This is a genomic window from Micromonospora sp. RTBAU3-60, assembly GCF_054963695.1.
Map to the genome: position 1 here is coordinate 66,431 of NZ_JBUEGB010000012.1, position 16,613 is coordinate 83,043.

Consider the following 16,613-nt stretch of genomic DNA (forward strand, 5'->3'; position numbering starts at 1 on the left):
AGGTCGAGCGGCCGGTGACTAGGGTCTGTGCATGGTCGCAATCCGGTACGAGGACATCGTCAAGGTCCCGAAGGCGCTGCTGCACGATCACCTGGACGGCGGTCTGCGGCCCGCGACAATCGTCGAGCTGGCCGCCGAGGTCGGCCACGAGCTGCCCACCACCGACCCGGAGGCGCTGGGCCGGTGGTTCGTCGAGGCGGCCAACTCAGGTTCGCTGGAGCGCTACCTGGAAACCTTCGCGCACACCGTGGCGGTCATGCAGACCGCGCCCGCGCTGCGCCGGGTGGCCCGCGAGTGCGCGCTGGACCTGGCCGCCGACGGGGTGGTCTACGCCGAGGTCCGGTTCGCCCCCGAGCAGCACCTGGAGCGGAACCTGACCCTGGACGAGGTGGTCGAAGCCGTGGTGGCCGGCTTCGTCGAGGGGAGCGCGCAGGCCGCCGAGGCGGGCCACCCGATCCGGATCGGCACGCTGCTGACCGCGATGCGGCACGCCGCCCGCTCGCAGGAGATCGCCGAGTTGGCGGTCCGGCACCGGGACGCCGGGGTGGTCGGCTTCGACATCGCCGGCGCGGAGGCGGGCTTCCCGCCCACCCGGCACCTGGACGCCTTCGAATACCTCCAGCGGGAGAACTTCCACTTCACCATCCACGCCGGGGAGGCGTTCGGGCTGCCGTCGATCTGGCAGGCGATCCAGTGGTGCGGCGCCGACCGGCTCGGGCACGGCGTCCGGATCGTCGACGACATCACCCCCGGGTCGCCGCCGGTGCTGGGCCGGCTGGCCGCGTACGTCCGGGACAAGCGGATCCCGCTGGAACTCTGCCCGTCGTCGAACGTGCAGACCGGGGCGGCGCCGTCGATCGCCGAGCACCCGATCGGGCTGCTGCGCGACCTGCGCTTCCGGGTGACCGTCAACACCGACAACCGGCTGATGAGCGGTACCTCGATGTCCCGGGAGATGGCGCTGCTGGTGGAGGCCTTCGGCTACGGCTGGAAGGAACTCCAGTGGTTCACCATCAACGCGATGAAGAGCGCGTTCATCCCGTTCGACGAGCGGCTGACGATCATCGACGAGGTGATCAAGCCGGCGTACGCCAAGCTGATCGGCTGATCAGGGGTGCTGGTGCGGGTGGCCGGCGAGCAGCGCGGCCACCCGGCGCAGCACCTGGCGGGCCCGGGCCGCCTCGGCGCCCAGGCCGGTCTGCCGGCGCAGCACCGCCGGCTCCGCGCGCAGCAGCGCCACCCCGCGCTGGATCAGCACCCGGGGTGCCTTGCGCTGCTCGGCGAGGTCGCGGGTGAGCCGGCGGACGAAGGTCGCCCCCCGCGGCCGGCGCAGCGCGTACGCCCCGGCGAGCAGGCCCCGGCGCCGGCACTCGGCGACGATCTCGGCGGCGAAGATCCCTTCGGCCACGAAAAGTGGCGCTCCGGCGAGATCGAATGGCCGGGTGTCCACCTTGCGGTCCGCGCCGATCGCATAAACCGGCACTTCGGCCTTGCCGTCCCGGGCCAGTCGGGCAATTGTTTCCACCGCCGTGTCCGCGTCCCAGGACAGGGGTGACTCCCAGTCCACCTGTCCGTTCCGGCGCGGCAACGTAGGGTCATCGCCGTCCTTGTAGAAGTCGTCCAAGCAGAGCACAGGAAGTCCGGTCCGTTGGGCTATGTACGACTTTCCGGAGCCGGAGGGTCCAGCGAGCAGGACAACGCGGTGAGGGTGTTCCATTACCTTGAGTGACTCCGGCCAGACAGATTGCTGCCAAATTGCATCAACATCTCATCACACCAACGGCGACGGACAACCTGGGCTTTCCGTTTGCCGGGCGGCGTGATGGAATCTCGGGGGTCCGACCCGCCGGGTCGGTCGCTCGGCGTTGCCCACGGGCGACGTCCGGACGCGGTAATGCGAGGGCGGTGACGTGAGCAAACGGCCAACGACGGGCTCCTTCCTGTCACGGCTGCGCCGGCCGGCCAGCCGGCTCCGCGACATGCCGATCTGGTCCAAGCTCGGTCTGATCATGATCGTGCCGACCATCGCCACGGTCGTGGTCGGCACCAGCGGTCTGGTCGACCACGTGCAGACGCTCAACAATGCCAACCGGGCGGGCGACCTGGCCAATCTGATCGGGCGCTCGGGTGATCTGGTCGACACCCTGCAGGACGAGCGGGTCAACGCCATCCTGTGGCTGGGAGCCAAGGGCCAGACCAAGGCTGAGCAGACGCAGAGCAACGCCCAGTACCAGGAGGCCTACAACCGGGCCAACCAGCGGGTCGACCAGGCGAGGACGCCCTACCTGCAGGAGCGGAACGGGATCAGCGACCTGCCGAGAAACTTCGAGGGCCTGCTCGACCAGATCGACCAGAGCCTCACCGACCTGCCGGGCACCCGGAGCCAGGTCCTCAACGGCAAGCTGACCATCAGCGACGCGGAGAAGACGTACGGCGAGCTGATCAGCAACCTGCTCGCGATCCGGGACTCGGCCACCCCGCTCGCCGGCGACAACGACCTGAGCGACCGGATGCGCGCCGCCGCGGCGGTCGCCCGGCAGAAGGAGTTCCTGGCTCAGCGCCGCGTGGTCGTCCACCAAGCGCTGAAGCGGGGCTACCCCCCGCCGCTGCGCGAGCAGTTCATCGCCAGCGAGACCGGTGACGCCCAGGCGTACGAGAACTTCAAGGCGGTCGCCAACGAGGCCGACTCGGAGTTCTACGACCAGGCCGTCTCCGGACCGGACCGGCGCGAGGCGGACAAATACACCAACTGGGTCCGCGCCAACTCCAGCGACAGCATGGCGGAGGCCCCATTCAAGACGGACCAGTGGGACGCGGCCATGGTCGCCACCGCGAAGCAGCTCCGTACGGTGGAGAAGCGGCTCGACGGCAACGTGGTCGGACAGGCCGAGAGCCTCCGCTCCGCCACGAAGACCCAGGTGTTCCTGGAGACCGGCCTGCTGTTCAGCATGCTGCTGCTGGCCATCATCTTCGCGTACCTGGTCGCCCGCTCGATGGCCCGCTCGCTGCGCGACCTGCGGCAGGGCGCCCTCTCGGTGGCCCAGTACGGCCTGCCGCAGGCGGTGGCCCGGCTGCGGGACCCGCAGGTCACCGGGCAGCTCTCCCCGGTGCAACTGGCCAACCAGATCGCCGAGCCGCTGCCGGTCCGCAGCAAGGACGAGTTCGGCCAGGTGACCGAGGCGTTCAACGCGGTCCACCTGGAGGCCGTCCGCACCGCCGCCGAGCAGGCCGCCCTCCGGGCGTCCGTCGCGACGATGTTCGTCAACCTGGCCCGCCGGTCGCAGATCCTGGTCGACCGGCTGATCGGCCACCTCGACCGGCTGGAGCGCGGCGAGGAGGACCCGGACCGGCTTGCCGAGCTGTTCCAGCTCGACCACCTCGCCACCCGGATGCGGCGCAACGACGAGAACCTGCTGGTCCTCGCCGGTGCCGACTCCACCCGCGTGCAGCGGGAGCCGGCCGCCCTCATCGACGTGCTGCGCGCCGCCCAGTCCGAGGTCGAGCACTACACCCGGATCGAGTTCGGCGTGATCGACCGGGACATCGAGGTCGCCGCGCACGCGGTCAACGACCTGGTGCACCTGGTCGCCGAGCTCTTCGACAACGCCACCGCGTTCTCCCCGCCGGACTCCCACGTCATGGTGGAGGCCCGCCGCGTCGGCGACCGCGCCTCGCTCTACGTGGAGGACCGGGGCATCGGCATCAGCGCCGAGCAGCTGCACGAGCTGAACGAGCGCCTCGCCACTCCGCCGCAGGTGGACGTGGCGGTCTCCCGGATGATGGGTCTGGTCGTGGTCGCGCGGCTCGCCTCCCGGCATGGCGTCAAGGTCGAGCTGCGGCCCGGCGGCGACCGGGGCACGGTCGCCGACGTCACGCTGCCCACCTCGGTCCTGGTGCCGCGCGCCCTCTCCGGCCGGGGTCAGCCGGCGCCCGCCCTTCCGGCCGCCACGGCCGGCCCGCAGGGCGGCGGCCTGGCCGCCGCGTTCGGCGCCGTGGCCGCGCTCAACAACGGCCCGCAGACCCCGCCGGCCCCGCGCCCCGGCGCCTCCGGCAACCAGGTGACGCTCGGCGGCCGGGCCTTCGATCCAGCCCCGCGCAACGGCGCCGGCACCCCGGCCACCCCGGGTGGCGCGCGCTCGATGCCGGCCTGGTCCGACCTGACCGGGGCCAGCGGCCTCGCGGGCGGTGACGGCTTCACCCCGCGGACGTCGAACGGCCGGCCGATCGACCCGCTGCCGCAGCGGCGCAGCCCGGCCGAGGGCGACCCGGCCAGCACCGGCCAGCAGCCGCCCATCCCGCGGCAGCTGCCGAGCAGCCCGGAGGTGCGGCCGTACAACCCGCCGCCGGTCTCCGGCCCGCCGTTCCCGCCGGTCTCCGCGCCGCCGTTCCCGCCGGTCTCCGGCGTACCCGTGTCGGCCTCGCCGGTCTCGGGCCACCCCGTGTCGGCCGCGCCGGTCTCGGCGCAGCCGGTGTCGGCCTCGCCCGCCCCGGGCCAGCCGGTCTCCGTGCCGCCGGTCGGCCAGCTGCCGCCGCGTCCGGCCCCGCCGACCCCCGCGCCCAGCGTCGGCGCCCCGCCGGCCTGGCCGCCGGTTCCCGCGCCGGACCCGGCCGCCGCCCCGCCGGTGCCGGAGCGCCTGGCCGCCGGCCTGGACATGACCACCGAGCTGCCCCGGGTCACCCGGTCGGAGGCGCCGCCGGCGTTCAGCCAGCCCGCGCCGGCCCCTGCGCCGCGGCCGACCACGCCGCAGCCGGCGGCCAACCGCCAGCGGTACGCGGACGAGACGATGGAGCTGCCGATCTTCCGGGAGCTGGAGTCGGCCTGGTTCCGTACCCGCAAGCCGGGGCCGGAGGAGACCGCCGCAGCGCCGGCCGCGGGGGCGAACGGCGCGGCCACCCAGCAGTTCGCGAAGGTCGACACCGCCGGGCAGGCCGTCCAGCAGACCACACCAGGGACGACAGGTAACACGCCGATGGCACCAACCCCGATGGCCGGCGGAACACCGCACGACAACGGAGCGGCGAACGGAGGCCTCCGTCCCGGTTACGCCGAGGCGCTGCCGAACCGGCGAGCGTCCCAGCAGACCGGCGGCTGGCAGACCGCGGCCGACGACGGCTGGCGGGCCGCCTCGGCGGCCACCGAGGTCCCGGTCGCCGAGACCACGCAGAAGGGCCTGCCCAAGCGGGTGCCGATGGCGCAGCTCGTCCCGGGCGGCATCGAGAAGCCAAGCGCGTCGGTGCAGCGCCGGACGCCGGAGGGCGTACGGGGTCTGCTCTCGGCCTACCATCGGGGCGTGCAGCGGGGGCGTAACCACCCGACCGACAGCAACTCGGCCGGCTCGGAGGCCACTCCGGGCGGTCAGCAGTCCTCGCAGTCTGGCTCAGGCCCAGTGGCCGGGAGCGGGCAGAAGGAGCAACAAGGATGACTAGTACGCAGGATCTCGGATGGCTGCTCGCCAACTTCGCCGACCGGGTGCCCGGCGTGGCGCACGCGGTCGCGGTCTCCGCCGACGGCCTGCTCCTCGCTTCGTCCCGTGACCTTCCGCGGGACCGCGCCGACCAGCTCGCGGCGATCGCGTCCGGCCTGGTCAGCCTGACCCAGGGCGCGGCGCGCTGCTTCGAGGGTGGGGCGGTGCTGCAGACAGTCGTCGAGATGGACAACGGCTTCCTGTTCCTGATGTCCATCTCGGATGGTTCGTCGTTCGCGGTGCTCGCCGCGCGCAGCTGTGATGTGGGCCAGGTCGGCTACGAGATGGCCCTGCTCGTCGACCGGGTGGGTGACGCCCTGACCCCGCAGCCGCGTACGGCTGTGGGGATGATGGGCTGATCGACGCGCTGACCGGTGGGTCAGGAGCGGCAACAACTACGACAACGACGGGTTCCACCGGGGCGAGCCGGTGCCGGGTACGAAGGAGGTGAGCGGCGACATGGTCGATCGTGACGAGCCGACCGGCGCGTTGGTCCGTCCATACGCCGTGACCCGTGGTCGTACCCGTCCCCGACTCGAGATCGCCCTGGAGGCGCTCGTCGAGACGACGGTGCGCGGCCGGGCCGTTGCCAATGGCAATGGCGGCCAGGGTCGTGAGCACCAGTACATCGCCGCGCTGTGTGACGGACGCGTGCAGTCGCTCGCCGAGATCGCGGCGCGGATGCAGCTTCCGCTCGGCGTGGCCCGGGTGCTCATCGCCGACATGGCGACGGACGGCCTGGTCGCGGTCCATGAGCCGACCATCCTGGACGACTCGGACGACGCGGTGGGCACTGAACTGCTGGAGAGGGTGCTGAGTGGACTTCGCAGGCTCTGACATGTCGCACCGGCCGCCGGCCCCGAGCGGGCGCGTGACGTCGGCGAAGATCGTTATTGCCGGTGGGTTCGGCGTCGGCAAGACGACGCTGGTCGGTTCGGTCTCGGAGATCACGCCGCTGACCACCGAGGCGATCATGACCTCCGCCGGCGTGGGCGTCGACGACACCCGGCAGGTGCCGGGCAAGACGACGACCACGGTGGCGATGGACTTCGGTCGTATCTCGATCGATCGCGACCTGATCCTGTACCTGTTCGGTACGCCGGGTCAGACGCGGTTCTGGTTCATGTGGGACGAGCTGGTCCGGGGCGCCATCGGTGCCGTGGTCCTGGTCGACACCCGCCGCCTGGCCGACTGCTTCGCCGCGATCGACTTCTTCGAGCACCGGCGGCTGCCGTACCTGGTCGCCATCAACTGCTTCGACGGCATGCAGTACCACGACCCGCAGGACGTCCGGGACGCGCTGGCGATCTCCCGCGACGTGCCGGTGGTGGCCTGCGACGCCCGCAACCGGGAGTCGACCAAGCACGTGCTGATCTCGCTGGTCGAGTACGTGCTGACCATGCGGCGTTCCCGGGCGACCGCCCCCGCCTGACCGCTGTACCGAAGCGCCCGGTGACTGGTCACCGGGCGCTTCGTACTGTCCAGCATCGGCGGTCGGGCGCTGCCGGCCTCATCCCGACGTCAGGAGTACCGGGTCCAGCTGCCCTGGGTCCGGGTGTGGACGCCCAGGGAGTCGCCTTCCCTGCCGCCGTGCCACGGGGCGCGAAGGTACGCCCCGGCGATGCCCTCGGTCACCTGCATCTGCCTGCACGTCCGCAGCCGTCCACGGTCGGTGCTGGTCGCCGTCCGCCCGCCGCAGCGAGGAGCTGGACCGAGTCCGAGGCGTACGGGCCGAAGCTGCTGAACCCGCCGTGCACGCAAATGGATGCGGCGTCGGTCAGGACCGGTAACCGGCGGACCGGTACTCGTACTCCCGCTCGTCGTCGCGGTCGCCGGTGTCACGGCTGAAGTCCCAGCCGCCGGCCGCCTCCCGGCCGGGGCGGCCACCGACGGCGAAGCCGCCGATCTCCTGACCGCGCCGCCAACCCCGGAAGTAGCCCGTGGTGTTCTCGGCGAGGCTGGCCGCGTTCCGGACGATCCGCAGTGGGCGCTCGTCGCGCAGCGGCGAACCGGGCACCAGATTGGCCTGCGGGACCCGCTTCGGCAGGCCGGCCTTGGTCTCCGTGCCCACCGACGGGCGGGCTGCCTGCTGGGCGGCCTGCCAGCCGGTGTCCGCGGTGCTCGACCAGTCGAGGTCGGCCTCGTCGCCGTGCCCGACGAACCAGGCGGACTTCGCCTGGGCGAAGATCAGCAGGTCGCCGTCGCCCTCGTCGGACACCGGCGGGGGCCGGTGCTCCTTCGGTGCGGGGCGCTGCTCCGGCGGGGTGGGCAGGTCGGCGCGGGGCGCTGGGCGGCCCGGCCGGGCGGACTCCGGCCGGTCGACGAGCCGCAGCGAGGGAGCCTCCAGGCCCGGGTCGGTCGGCGCGTCCAACTCGTCCCGCAGCGCCCGGTCGGCCAGCGGCGGCGGCTCCACCAGGCGGAGCATCGGCGGCTCCTGCGGCAGGTCGTCGGCGAGCCAGGGCGGGGTGACCCGGCTGGTGCCCGGATCGCTCGGCGCGTCCACGTCCCGGCCGTACGGGTAGCCGGCCGGCGCCTCCGTGGCGCGGTCGTCCTGGTCTTCGCCCGTGTTGACCAGGGGCCAGTTGGCCCGCGAGCCCGGGGGAGCGGACTCCTGGTTCGGGCGCGGGGTCGGCACCGGGACGCTCAGGTCGGTGGCGCTGAAACCCCCGGTCGGCGGCTCCTGGTTGATCTTGGGCCGGGGTGGGATGAGGGTCCGCTGCCGCTCGGCCCGGGCGCTGTTGATCGCCGCCGTGGTCAGCGTCGGTCGGAACGGCTCGCCGGCCTCGGCCGGCGGCACCTTGCCGCGCTGGGCAGGGGGGATCGGGGTGATCCCGGGCGGCGGGGGCGGTGCGGAGATCGGCCGGTTGGTCGGGGCGTCCGCCCGTTGCGGCAGCGGCGCCCCGGCCGGCTCGGTGTGCGACGGCGGCGCGGACGTCGGCCGCCCGCTGGCGGCGGCGGCCGGGGTGACCGGGGCGGGGGCGACGGGCGGCGGCGCGACCGGTGCCGGGGCGACCGGCGGCGGGCCGAGCGGCCGGGGTGTCGCGGGCGCGGCCGGGCCGGAGACCGGCTCGGGGCGGCCACGCCGGCCCACCGGCTCAGGCTCGGCGGGTCGGACCGGCCGCAGGCCGGTGCTGGTGTTGCCGAGGGCGGGTCGCTCGTCGACCGGCTCGCCGCGTCGGGTGGCGGCCCGGCGGCCCGGTGCCGGGGCGGGCGTGGTGACCCGGGCGCTGAGCGCGCCGACCAGGGCCGCGCAGCCGGCGTCGCAGGCCCGGACGGCGGAGACCGCCTGCCGGACCGTCTCCGCGACGGCGGCGGTGAGCGCCCGGTTGACGGCGGCCCGGCGGGGCGTCTCGGCGATGGCGACCCGCAGCGCGGTGACCGCGTCGTTGATGGTGTCGGCGTCCGCGACGCCCTCGTTGGCGAGGTGCGCAGCGACGGCGTCCGCGGCGACCCCGACCTCGCGGCCCCGGGCCACCGTGCCGCTCAGCATGCCGGGCTCCGGCAGGGCGTCGAGCACGGCCAGGGACACCGGCTCGGCCGGGTCCGGGTAGGCGCGGAGGGCGGCCGGGTAGAGCTCACGGAGCACCTCACGCAGCGCCACGGCGGCGGAGTGCCGCCCGCTGGCCAGCGCGGCGTGCGCGGCGAGGACCTGCTTGTAGCCCGCGAGATCGCGGGGGGCCGGCAGGGTGACCGCGGAGAGGGCGCCGGCCTGCAGCGCCCGGGCCAGCCCGACCGCCCGGCGCTCGGCCGGGGGCGACTGCATCTCGTCCAGCGAGTCGTCGTCGGCGAAGCGCTCGGCGAAGTCGTCGACCGAGTCGTCGTCGGCGATCGCCAGCGGTCGACCGGCCGCGCTGAGCAGCGAGGTGACCGTGTGATCGTCACTGTCGGCGGCGATGGCCGCACCGCTCGGCCCGCCCGACCGCTCCACGAGCAGCGCGACCAGCTGGGCGTAGCCAGCGGGGTCGTCGCCGATCTCGCAGACATGCAGCAGACGGCCTGCGTCGTCGACCACAGCGGACGTCAGCGTCGATCCGGCCGAAGCCGGCCGGTCGGCCGGATCCGCCGAGGCCAGACCGCAGTACACGCGCACGAGCGCCACGGCGTCGTCCTCCTCCCGGGACACAGGTCTTGCTCTGCCAGAGACTGATGCTCCCCGGTCCGGGTCAGTCGCGCCAGTCCACAACGGCAGAGATCTTGCCGACAATGGTGCGCCAACCCAAACTTGCGGTTTGTGCCCCGATTTTCTTCAGCCGGCGCCGACCCAGGAAACCACCGATTCCGCCGTTGACGCTCGACCGCAGCGCCTCGTCCAGGTCGTCCAGACTCGAGCCTGCGGAGAGCATGTCCAGCACGGCGGGTAGCCGCAGCGCGTACGCCAGGTCACGGGCGATCTCGCCGGCCTCGATCAGGAGCGTGGGATCCCATGCGTCGTGGCCGCCGCGGAGGTTCTCCACCACGAGGTCGAGCTCGTAGGTGTCCTCGTCCAGCGGGGCGATGTCGGCCGGTTCCAGCCGTTCGGACAGGTCATCCCAGCTGTCCAGTTGAGACAGGTCGTTGGGCGCACCGGAACGGATGAAACTGACCAGCGACTCCGGGGACTTGAACAGCAGCAGCTTGCCGCGGTGGCTGAGGAAGATGGGCACCTCCTCGTCGCCGGTGTCCTCGTCCGCCTCGTCCTCGTCGGCGTCCTCGTCCTCGTCGGCGTCCTCGTCCTCCTCGGCGGCCTCGTCCGCCGCCTCGGCCGTGCCGCGCCGGCGACCCTTGGCGCGCTCCTCGTCCTCGTCCTCCTCGGCGGCGAGGGCGGCGAACTCCTCGTCGAGGATCACCACCTCCTCGTCGTCCTCGGTCTCGACGACCTGGCGCCGGGCCAGGAACGGATCGTCCTGGTCGCGCTCGGCGACGTCGGTCGGGGTCAGCTCCCGCGCCGGCCGGTACGCCCGCAGGGTGAAGCCGGTGCCGGCGGGCAGGGCGATCTCCACCGGGTCGATCCGCAGCTCGTCCCAGAGCGCGCGGTCCGCCGCCGGACGGTCGACCTCGACCTCGTCTTCGGCGGCCGACGGGGTGGTGTCGTCGAGCTCGGGCTCGTCGGCGTCGGGCCGGTGGGGCGACTGGCGGGCCACGCTGACCTCCGTGTGCTGTCGGGTTGCCCACCCGGCGACGCCTCCGGCCGCCGAGTGACTCTGCGCACATACCCTAGTGGGCGACCCGGCGCGACCGGGAGCCGCACCCCGGTGGCATCTCGACCGGCGGACAAGTAGTCTTGCTACACATGAAGGCCCAGGCGCTGCACGGACACCTGGACGCGCTGCTGCTGGCGGTGCTGGAGCAGGGCGCCCTGCACGGCTACGCGATCATCGAGGCGCTCCGGGCCCGCAGCGGCGGCACCCTGGACCTGCCCACCGGCACCATCTACCCGGCCCTGCGCCGCCTGGAGCGGGCCGGCTACGTGGCCAGCTCGTGGAGCACCGTCAACGGGCGGGAGCGGCGCACCTACCAGCTAACCGAGGCCGGCGGCCGGGCGCTCGCCGGCGAACGGGCCGGCTGGCGCGAGTTCAGCGCCACGGTCGGTCGGTTCCTCGGCCCAGCCGAGCCGCCGGGCGCCCCGGCCTGACCGAAGCCGAGTCGCCGGGCGCCCCGGCCTGACCGCCCCGCCGGACGAGCTGCCGGCTCGGCGTCAGCGGGTGGTCAGCAGCCAGCAGCGCGCCGCCCGGGCGAGCGCGAACCAGCCGACGCTCACCAGCACCGCGCCGATGATCATCGGCGGCCAGGTGAGGGCCGCGTCCCAGAGGCCGACCGACCAGCCGAACACCGCGCTGCCGGCGACCGCGCCGAGCGCCAGCCCGCCCGTCAGCCCGAAGCCCACCGCCCGCGCCAGCCGGGGGAGGCGGGCCGACCCGTACCGGGCGGCGAGGACCCCGAGCAGCAGGCCGGCCAGCGCCAGGCCGGCGATCAGCGCCCAGATCCCGTTGAGCGCGGCGGACAGCAGCAGATAGCCCGCCGGCGGCCGGGGTCCGTCGCTCCAACTCGCCCCCCGCCAGGTCAGGTCGCCCCCGGCCATCAGCAGCACCGCCACCGCCAGTGCCCGCAGCGCCAGCCGGCGCAGCGCCCCGGCCGCCAGCTCGGCCTGGTAGCCGGGCACGAGCTGGGCGGGGCTGCCGAACTCGGCCACCGCGCGCCGCCCGGCCTCCGCCGGGGGCAGGCCGTCCTCCCGGTACGCCTCGACGGCGTCCAGCAATGCGTGCCGCGCCTCGGTCAGCAGGTCGGCCTTGAGGCTGGCCGGCCCGTGCAACTGGCCGGCCAGCTCACGCAGCCGCTCCTCCACGAGCCCGTCCGCGTACCCCCGCATGGGTCCCACCCTGCCACCCTGCGGCGCGGTCCGCGTCCGGGGTTTTCCCGGAAGGGGCGATCAGGGTGCCAGCGCCAGGTAGCCCCGCTCCGCCGCCTCCTGGCGCAGCCACTGGTCGCGGTACCAGCCCGGCTGCGCGACCAGTTCGTCGTGCCGGCCGCGCTGCACCACCCGGCCGGCGTCGAGCACCACGATCTCGTCCAGCTCGGCGAGGCCGCTGAGCCGGTGGCTGATCAGCAGCACTGAGTGGTGGGCCGGCGTGGCGGCCAGGGCCGAGGCCAGCACAGCGTCCGCGGCGGCCGGGTCGAGACCCTCGGTCGGCTCGTCCAGCACCAGCACCGCCGGGGCGGCCAGCAGGGCCCGGGCCAGCGCCAGCCGCTGCCGCTGGCCGCCGGAGAGCTGCCCGCCCTGCTCGCCGACCACGGTGTCCCAGCCGTCGGGCTGGTCGCGTACCCAGTCCAGCAGGCCGGCCGCCCGGGTGGCGGCGGCCAGCTCCTCCTCGCTCGCCCGCGGCCGGCCCAGCAGCAGGTTCTCCCGGACCGAGGCGTGGAAGACGTACGCCTCGGCGAGCAGGCCGCCGATCGCCCGGGGCAGCTCCTCGGCCGGGTACGCGGACACCTCCGCCCCGTCCAGGGTGACCCGGCCGGCGGCGGGGCGTACCGCGCCGGTGAGCACGGCCGCCAGGGTGCTCTTGCCGGCGCCGCTCGGCCCGACCACGGCCACCCGGCGGCCGGCCGGCAGGTCCAGCTCGACCCCGTCGAGCGCGGGCGCCGCCCCCTCGCGGTACCGCACGGTCACCCCGGCGAATCGTACGTCGTGCCGGTCGCCGGTGACGGTCGCCGGACCGGCGGCGGGGGCCGCTGCGGGGGCGGTGAGCAGGGCGGCCACCCGGGCCAGGCCGGTGCGGAGCTGGGTCCACTGCCGGGCGGCGCCGACCAGGGCGAGGGCGATCTCGACCGCGGCGAGGGTGCCGACGGCGAGGACCCCGACCAGCACCCCGCCGACGCCGGCGCGCAACGCCACGACGACCACCGCGGCGGCGGTGAGCCCACTGACCAGGACCCCGGTCGCGTCGACCGCGAAGCCGGTCGCGGCCAGCCGGCGCTCCAGCCGGGCGAGGCGTCGGGCCCGGCCCTCGGCGGCGGCCAGCGCCCGGTCGGTCGCGCCGAACGCGGCCAGGTCGGCGGCCCCGTGGGTCAGGTCGACGGCGTCCGCGGCGAGTGCCCCGCGCAGCGGGGCCACCTCATCGGCGGCCCGGCGGGTCAGCGTGGTGGCCAGCGCGGGCAGCGCCACCCCGGCCACCAGCAGCCCGAGGGCGAGCACGCCGGCCGCGGGGAGGGAGATCAGCGCGGCGCTGCCGACGGCGAGCAGGCTCACCAGCGCGGCGGCGGACCCCGGTACGAGCACCCGCAGCAGCAGGTCCTGCACCGCCTCCACGTCGGAGACGAGCCGGCTCAACGCGTCCCCGGTCCGCTGCGCGGCGGCGTCCCGGCGGACGGCGAGGGTGGCGAACACCCGGGCCCGGACGTCGGTGATCATGCGGAGCACCGCGTCGTGCCCGGCGAGCCGTTCGGTGTAGCGGAACACGCCCCGGCCGACGGCGAGGGCGCGGACCGCGACGATGGCCACGGTCAACCGGTCCAGCGGCGGCCGGCCGGCGGCGCTCATCAGCAGCCAGGTGGCGGTGGCCATCAGGGCCAGCCCGGCGAACTCGGTGGCCGCGGCGAGCAGCCCGGCGCCGACCAGCCGGCCCAGGTACGGCCGGGCCAGCCGCAGCACGGTCCACTCGGCGCGCGCCCCGCCCCTGCTTGCCGCGGCCGGCGTGCCGGCGGCGGTCGGGGCGGGTCCGTCCGGCAACAGCTCTGGCGCGCTCGCCTCGGCGGCGGTCGGCGCGCCGACGTCGCGTGCGGCCGGGGTCACGCCGTCCCGCGAGACGCCGCCCGGCACGGCCCGCACCGGCTGGTCGGGTCGCCAGGGCGCCACGTCGCCGCCGGAGACGACCCCCGGCTGCTCGGTGCTGCCCGCCACCAGGCCGTCCTGCGGCTCGGGCCGCCCGGGAACCGGGTCGTCCGGCCGCCCGGGTTGGGGCACGGCGCCGGGCTGGTCGGGGCCGCTCATCAGCTGACCTTCCCGGCCGGCACCCGGCTCAGCTCGGTGACCCGGCCGTCCTCGACGCGCAGGATGCGGTCGGCGTCGGTCAGCAGCGCGGGCCGGTGCGCCACCAGCAGCGCGGTACGCCCGGCGACCAGTCGCCGGGTGGCGGCCAGCACCACTGCCTCGCTGGCCGTGTCCAGCCGGGCGGTCGGCTCGTCGAGGAGCACCAGCGGGGCGTCCCGCAGGAACGCCCGGGCCAGCGCCACCCGCTGCCGCTGCCCGCTGGACAGGCCGTGGCCGCGTTCCCCGAGCGGGGTGGCCAGTCCCTCGGGCAGCCCGGCGACCACCTCGTCCAGCGCCGCGTCGGTGACCGCCCCGGCCAGAGCGGCGTCGGCGGCGTCCGGGGCGCCGAGGCGGATGTTGTCGGCCAGCGACCCGGCGAACAGGTGGGCCCGCTGCGGCACCCAGGCGACCTGGCGCCGCCAGGCGTCGAGGTCGACGTCGGCCAGGTCCACCCCGGCCACGGTGACCCGGCCGGCGGTCGGGGTGACGAAGCCGAGGAGCAGGCCGAGCAGGGTGGTCTTGCCGGCCCCGCTGGGCCCGATGATCGCGACCCGCTCGCCGGGCCGGATGGTCAGCGTGACGTCGCGCAGCGCGGTGGTCCGCTCGTACGCGACGGTGACGCCCTCGAAGCGGATCTCGCCGTCGCCGCCGGGCGGCGGCACCGGCGCGCGGGCGGGCGCGGCGGCGGCCGGCGGGGCGGAGAGGGTGAGCGCCTCGTCCAGCGCGGTCAGCCCCTCCATGCTGGCGTGGAACCGGCTGCCCGCGGCCCGCAGCGGCAGGTACGCCTCCGGGGTGAGCAGCAGCACCAGCAGCGCGGTGGAGAGGGTGATCCCGCCGCCGAGCAGCCGGATGCCCACCGGCACCGCGACCAGCGCCACCGACAGGGTGGCGACGAGTTCGAGGACCAGCGCGGAGAGGAACGCGATGCGCAGCGTCTTCATGGTGGCCTGCCGGTGCCCGTCGGCCATCCGGCGGACCACGTCGACCTGGGCCCGGGCCCGGCCGAACGCGCGCAGCGTGGGCAGCCCGGCCACCATGTCCAGGAAGTGCCCGCCGAGCAGTGACAGCCGTCGCCACTGCCGCTCGGTGGCGGCCTGCGCCTGCCAGCCGAGCAGCGCCCCGAAGACCGGGATGAGCGGGATGGTCAGCGCGATGATCAGCGCCGAGCTCCAGTCGGCGAGGACGATCCGGCCCAGCACGGCCAGCGGCACGGTCACGCTCAGCACGAGCTGCGGCAGATAACCGGTGAAGTAGGGGTCGAGCGCGTCCAGGCCGCGCCCGGCGAGGGTGGCGAGCTGCCCGGCCCGCTGGCCGGCGACCCAGGTGGGGCCGTGCCGTCCGACCGCGCGGAGCAGGTCGGCGCGGAGGGCGGCCTTCACGGTGGCCGCCACCCGGGCGGCCACCGTGCCCTGCGCCCAGCTGACCAGCGCGCGGGCGGCGACTGCGGCGCCGAAGCCGGCCAGCGCCGCCCGGTGCAGTCGCCCGTCGATCGCCGTCGCCAGCAGCGTGGCCAGCGCGGTGGCCTGCGCGACCACCAGCAGCGCGGTCAGCCCGCCCAGCACCGCGAGCACGGCGAGGTCGCGCCGGGCCGCGGGGACCCGGCGCAGCAGCCGCGGGTCGAACGGGCGGCGATTCACCAGTACACCGGTGCCCTGCCGTCGGTCCGTCCCCGGAACACCCACCAGCACATCGCCTGAAAGCCTAGTAGGGCCGGCAGCAGCGGCAGCGCGAGCCAGCCCAGCAGGGAGAGGGTCGGACCGCTGGCCGCGGCGTCCGCGACGGTCAGCGAGGCGGTCGGGTCGACCGTGGAGACCAGGATCCGGGGCCAGAGGGCGGCTCCGATCAGCGCCACCGGCAGCGCCAGCGCCGCGCTCGTCGCCGCGAAGGCCACCCCGGCCCGGCCCCGGTCGAGCGCCGCGCGGGCCACCAGCAGCGCCGCGACCAGCGCCGACAGCAGCAGTACGGCGACCGCCGGGCGCGCCACGGCGGCGCGTACCCGGTCGGAGAGCAGGCCCAGCACGGTGGCCGCGGCGAGCGCGATGAGCGCCGCCGGCACCAGCCCCCGGGCCAGCCGGGCGACCGCCGGGGCGTGGGCGGCGGGCAGCCGGAGGGTGAGGAACGTCGCACCCTGCACGGCGATCAGCGCCAGCGTCGCCAGCGCGACGGCGGCCACGAACGGGGTGAAGAGGTGGCCCGCGCCGGCGACGTGCCCGTCCGCCGTCAGCGGTACGCCCTGCAGCAGCCCGCCGAGCACGGCGCCCCAGCCCAGGGCGGCGAGCACGCTGCCGGCCACGATCACCCGGTCCCAGCCGGCCCGGGCCGACCCGGCGCGCGGCCGGCTGCGCAGTTGCACCCCGGCGGTCACCAGCACCACTCCGGCGAGCGCGCCGAGCACGGCCGGGTAGAGGCCGGAGAGCAGTTCGCCCTCCAGGGTGGGGAAGGCGCCGAACAGGATGCCGACGGCGGCGACCAGCCACACCTCGTTGCCGAGGAAGAACGGCCCGACGGCGTTGAGCGCGGCCCGCCGGGCCTCGGGGGTGGCACCCCGGGCGAGCAGCAGGCCGACGCCGTAGTCGTAGCCGCCGAGGACGAGGTAGGTGGCGAAGAAGAGGCCGAGCAGGGCGTACCAGGCGAGTTCCACGGCG

13 protein-coding genes are annotated in these 16,613 nt (G+C 75.1%); 6 read left to right on the forward strand and 7 right to left on the reverse strand.

Features of this window, described 5'->3' with window-relative positions:
• The first annotated feature begins 31 nt into the window (after positions 1-31).
• Entirely contained in the window at positions 32-1,108 is a 1,077-nt protein-coding gene (locus ACY34I_RS14410; protein WP_148798692.1) for an adenosine deaminase, read from the forward strand.
• On the opposite strand, the gene ACY34I_RS14415 is transcribed toward ACY34I_RS14410, so the two are convergent.
• Positions 1,109-1,633 (reverse strand): ATP-binding protein, encoded by a 525-nt coding sequence (locus ACY34I_RS14415; RefSeq protein ID WP_462755554.1) that lies wholly within the window; start codon positions 1,631-1,633, stop codon positions 1,109-1,111.
• Positions 1,634-1,910: 277 nt separating this feature from the next.
• Between ACY34I_RS14415 and ACY34I_RS14420 the strand changes: the two genes are divergently transcribed.
• The 4 genes from ACY34I_RS14420 (at position 1,911) to ACY34I_RS14435 (ending at position 6,897) form a co-directional block, all read left to right on the forward strand.
• Positions 1,911-5,423, forward strand: coding sequence for a sensor histidine kinase (locus ACY34I_RS14420; protein ID WP_462755555.1), 3,513 nt, complete (start codon positions 1,911-1,913; stop codon positions 5,421-5,423).
• Complete coding sequence (locus ACY34I_RS14425) at positions 5,420-5,824, forward strand: roadblock/LC7 domain-containing protein (protein WP_013731521.1); 405 nt, start codon at positions 5,420-5,422, stop codon at positions 5,822-5,824. Before ACY34I_RS14420 ends, ACY34I_RS14425 begins: the two co-directional genes overlap by 4 nt.
• Before the next feature lie 100 nt (positions 5,825-5,924).
• Positions 5,925-6,302, forward strand: a complete 378-nt coding sequence (locus ACY34I_RS14430) for a DUF742 domain-containing protein (RefSeq protein ID WP_462755646.1) — start codon at positions 5,925-5,927, stop codon at positions 6,300-6,302.
• 1 nt (position 6,303) lies between these two features.
• Positions 6,304-6,897, forward strand: coding sequence for a GTP-binding protein (locus tag ACY34I_RS14435; RefSeq protein ID WP_148798684.1), 594 nt, complete (start codon positions 6,304-6,306; stop codon positions 6,895-6,897).
• Between the two features lie 345 nt (positions 6,898-7,242).
• Here the strand turns inward: ACY34I_RS14435 and ACY34I_RS14440 are convergent, their stop codons facing one another.
• Both ACY34I_RS14440 and ACY34I_RS14445 read right to left on the reverse strand, forming a co-directional pair.
• A complete protein-coding gene (locus ACY34I_RS14440; protein WP_462755556.1) occupies positions 7,243-9,588 on the reverse strand; it encodes a transposase in 2,346 nt (781 codons plus the stop codon).
• Between the two features lie 40 nt (positions 9,589-9,628).
• A complete protein-coding gene (locus tag ACY34I_RS14445) occupies positions 9,629-10,585 on the reverse strand; it encodes a DNA primase (RefSeq protein WP_462755557.1) in 957 nt (318 codons plus the stop codon).
• Between the two features lie 149 nt (positions 10,586-10,734).
• Here ACY34I_RS14445 and ACY34I_RS14450 point away from each other — a divergent pair, with 149 nt between their 5' ends.
• Positions 10,735-11,076, forward strand: a complete 342-nt coding sequence (locus ACY34I_RS14450) for a PadR family transcriptional regulator (RefSeq protein WP_148798677.1) — start codon at positions 10,735-10,737, stop codon at positions 11,074-11,076.
• A gap of 63 nt (positions 11,077-11,139) precedes the next feature.
• Here ACY34I_RS14450 and ACY34I_RS14455 read toward each other — a convergent pair whose 3' ends face one another.
• From ACY34I_RS14455 to ACY34I_RS14470, 4 genes are read right to left on the reverse strand one after another with little or no spacing between them, the layout of a single operon-like run.
• On the reverse strand, positions 11,140-11,811 hold the full coding sequence (locus tag ACY34I_RS14455; RefSeq protein WP_462755558.1) for a permease prefix domain 1-containing protein: 672 nt from the start codon (positions 11,809-11,811) through the stop codon (positions 11,140-11,142).
• Positions 11,812-11,871: 60 nt separating this feature from the next.
• A complete protein-coding gene (gene cydC / locus ACY34I_RS14460; protein ID WP_462755559.1) occupies positions 11,872-13,929 on the reverse strand; it encodes a thiol reductant ABC exporter subunit CydC in 2,058 nt (685 codons plus the stop codon).
• The gene (cydD, locus tag ACY34I_RS14465) at positions 13,929-15,605 is read right to left on the reverse strand and encodes a thiol reductant ABC exporter subunit CydD (protein ID WP_462755560.1); all 1,677 of its coding nucleotides are present in this window, start codon (positions 15,603-15,605) and stop codon (positions 13,929-13,931) included. Before cydD ends, cydC begins: the two co-directional genes overlap by 1 nt.
• Positions 15,602-16,609 (reverse strand): cytochrome d ubiquinol oxidase subunit II, encoded by a 1,008-nt coding sequence (locus ACY34I_RS14470; RefSeq protein WP_462755561.1) that lies wholly within the window; start codon positions 16,607-16,609, stop codon positions 15,602-15,604. Before ACY34I_RS14470 ends, cydD begins: the two co-directional genes overlap by 4 nt.
• Between the last annotated feature and the right edge of the window lie 4 nt (positions 16,610-16,613).

Excerpts from the sequence above, each read along its gene's own strand:
- ACY34I_RS14410 (WP_148798692.1), top strand. The coding sequence starts at position 32 with ATGGTCGCAATCCGGTACGAGGACATCGTCAAGGTCCCGAAGGCGCTG.
- ACY34I_RS14425 (WP_013731521.1), top strand. The coding sequence starts at position 5,420 with ATGACTAGTACGCAGGATCTCGGATGGCTGCTCGCCAACTTCGCCGAC.
- ACY34I_RS14430 (WP_462755646.1), top strand. The coding sequence starts at position 5,925 with ATGGTCGATCGTGACGAGCCGACCGGCGCGTTGGTCCGTCCATACGCC.
- ACY34I_RS14435 (WP_148798684.1), top strand. The coding sequence starts at position 6,304 with ATGTCGCACCGGCCGCCGGCCCCGAGCGGGCGCGTGACGTCGGCGAAG.
- ACY34I_RS14450 (WP_148798677.1), top strand. The coding sequence starts at position 10,735 with ATGAAGGCCCAGGCGCTGCACGGACACCTGGACGCGCTGCTGCTGGCG.
- ACY34I_RS14455 (WP_462755558.1), bottom strand. The coding sequence starts at position 11,811 with ATGCGGGGGTACGCGGACGGGCTCGTGGAGGAGCGGCTGCGTGAGCTG.
- cydC (WP_462755559.1), bottom strand. The coding sequence starts at position 13,929 with ATGAGCGGCCCCGACCAGCCCGGCGCCGTGCCCCAACCCGGGCGGCCG.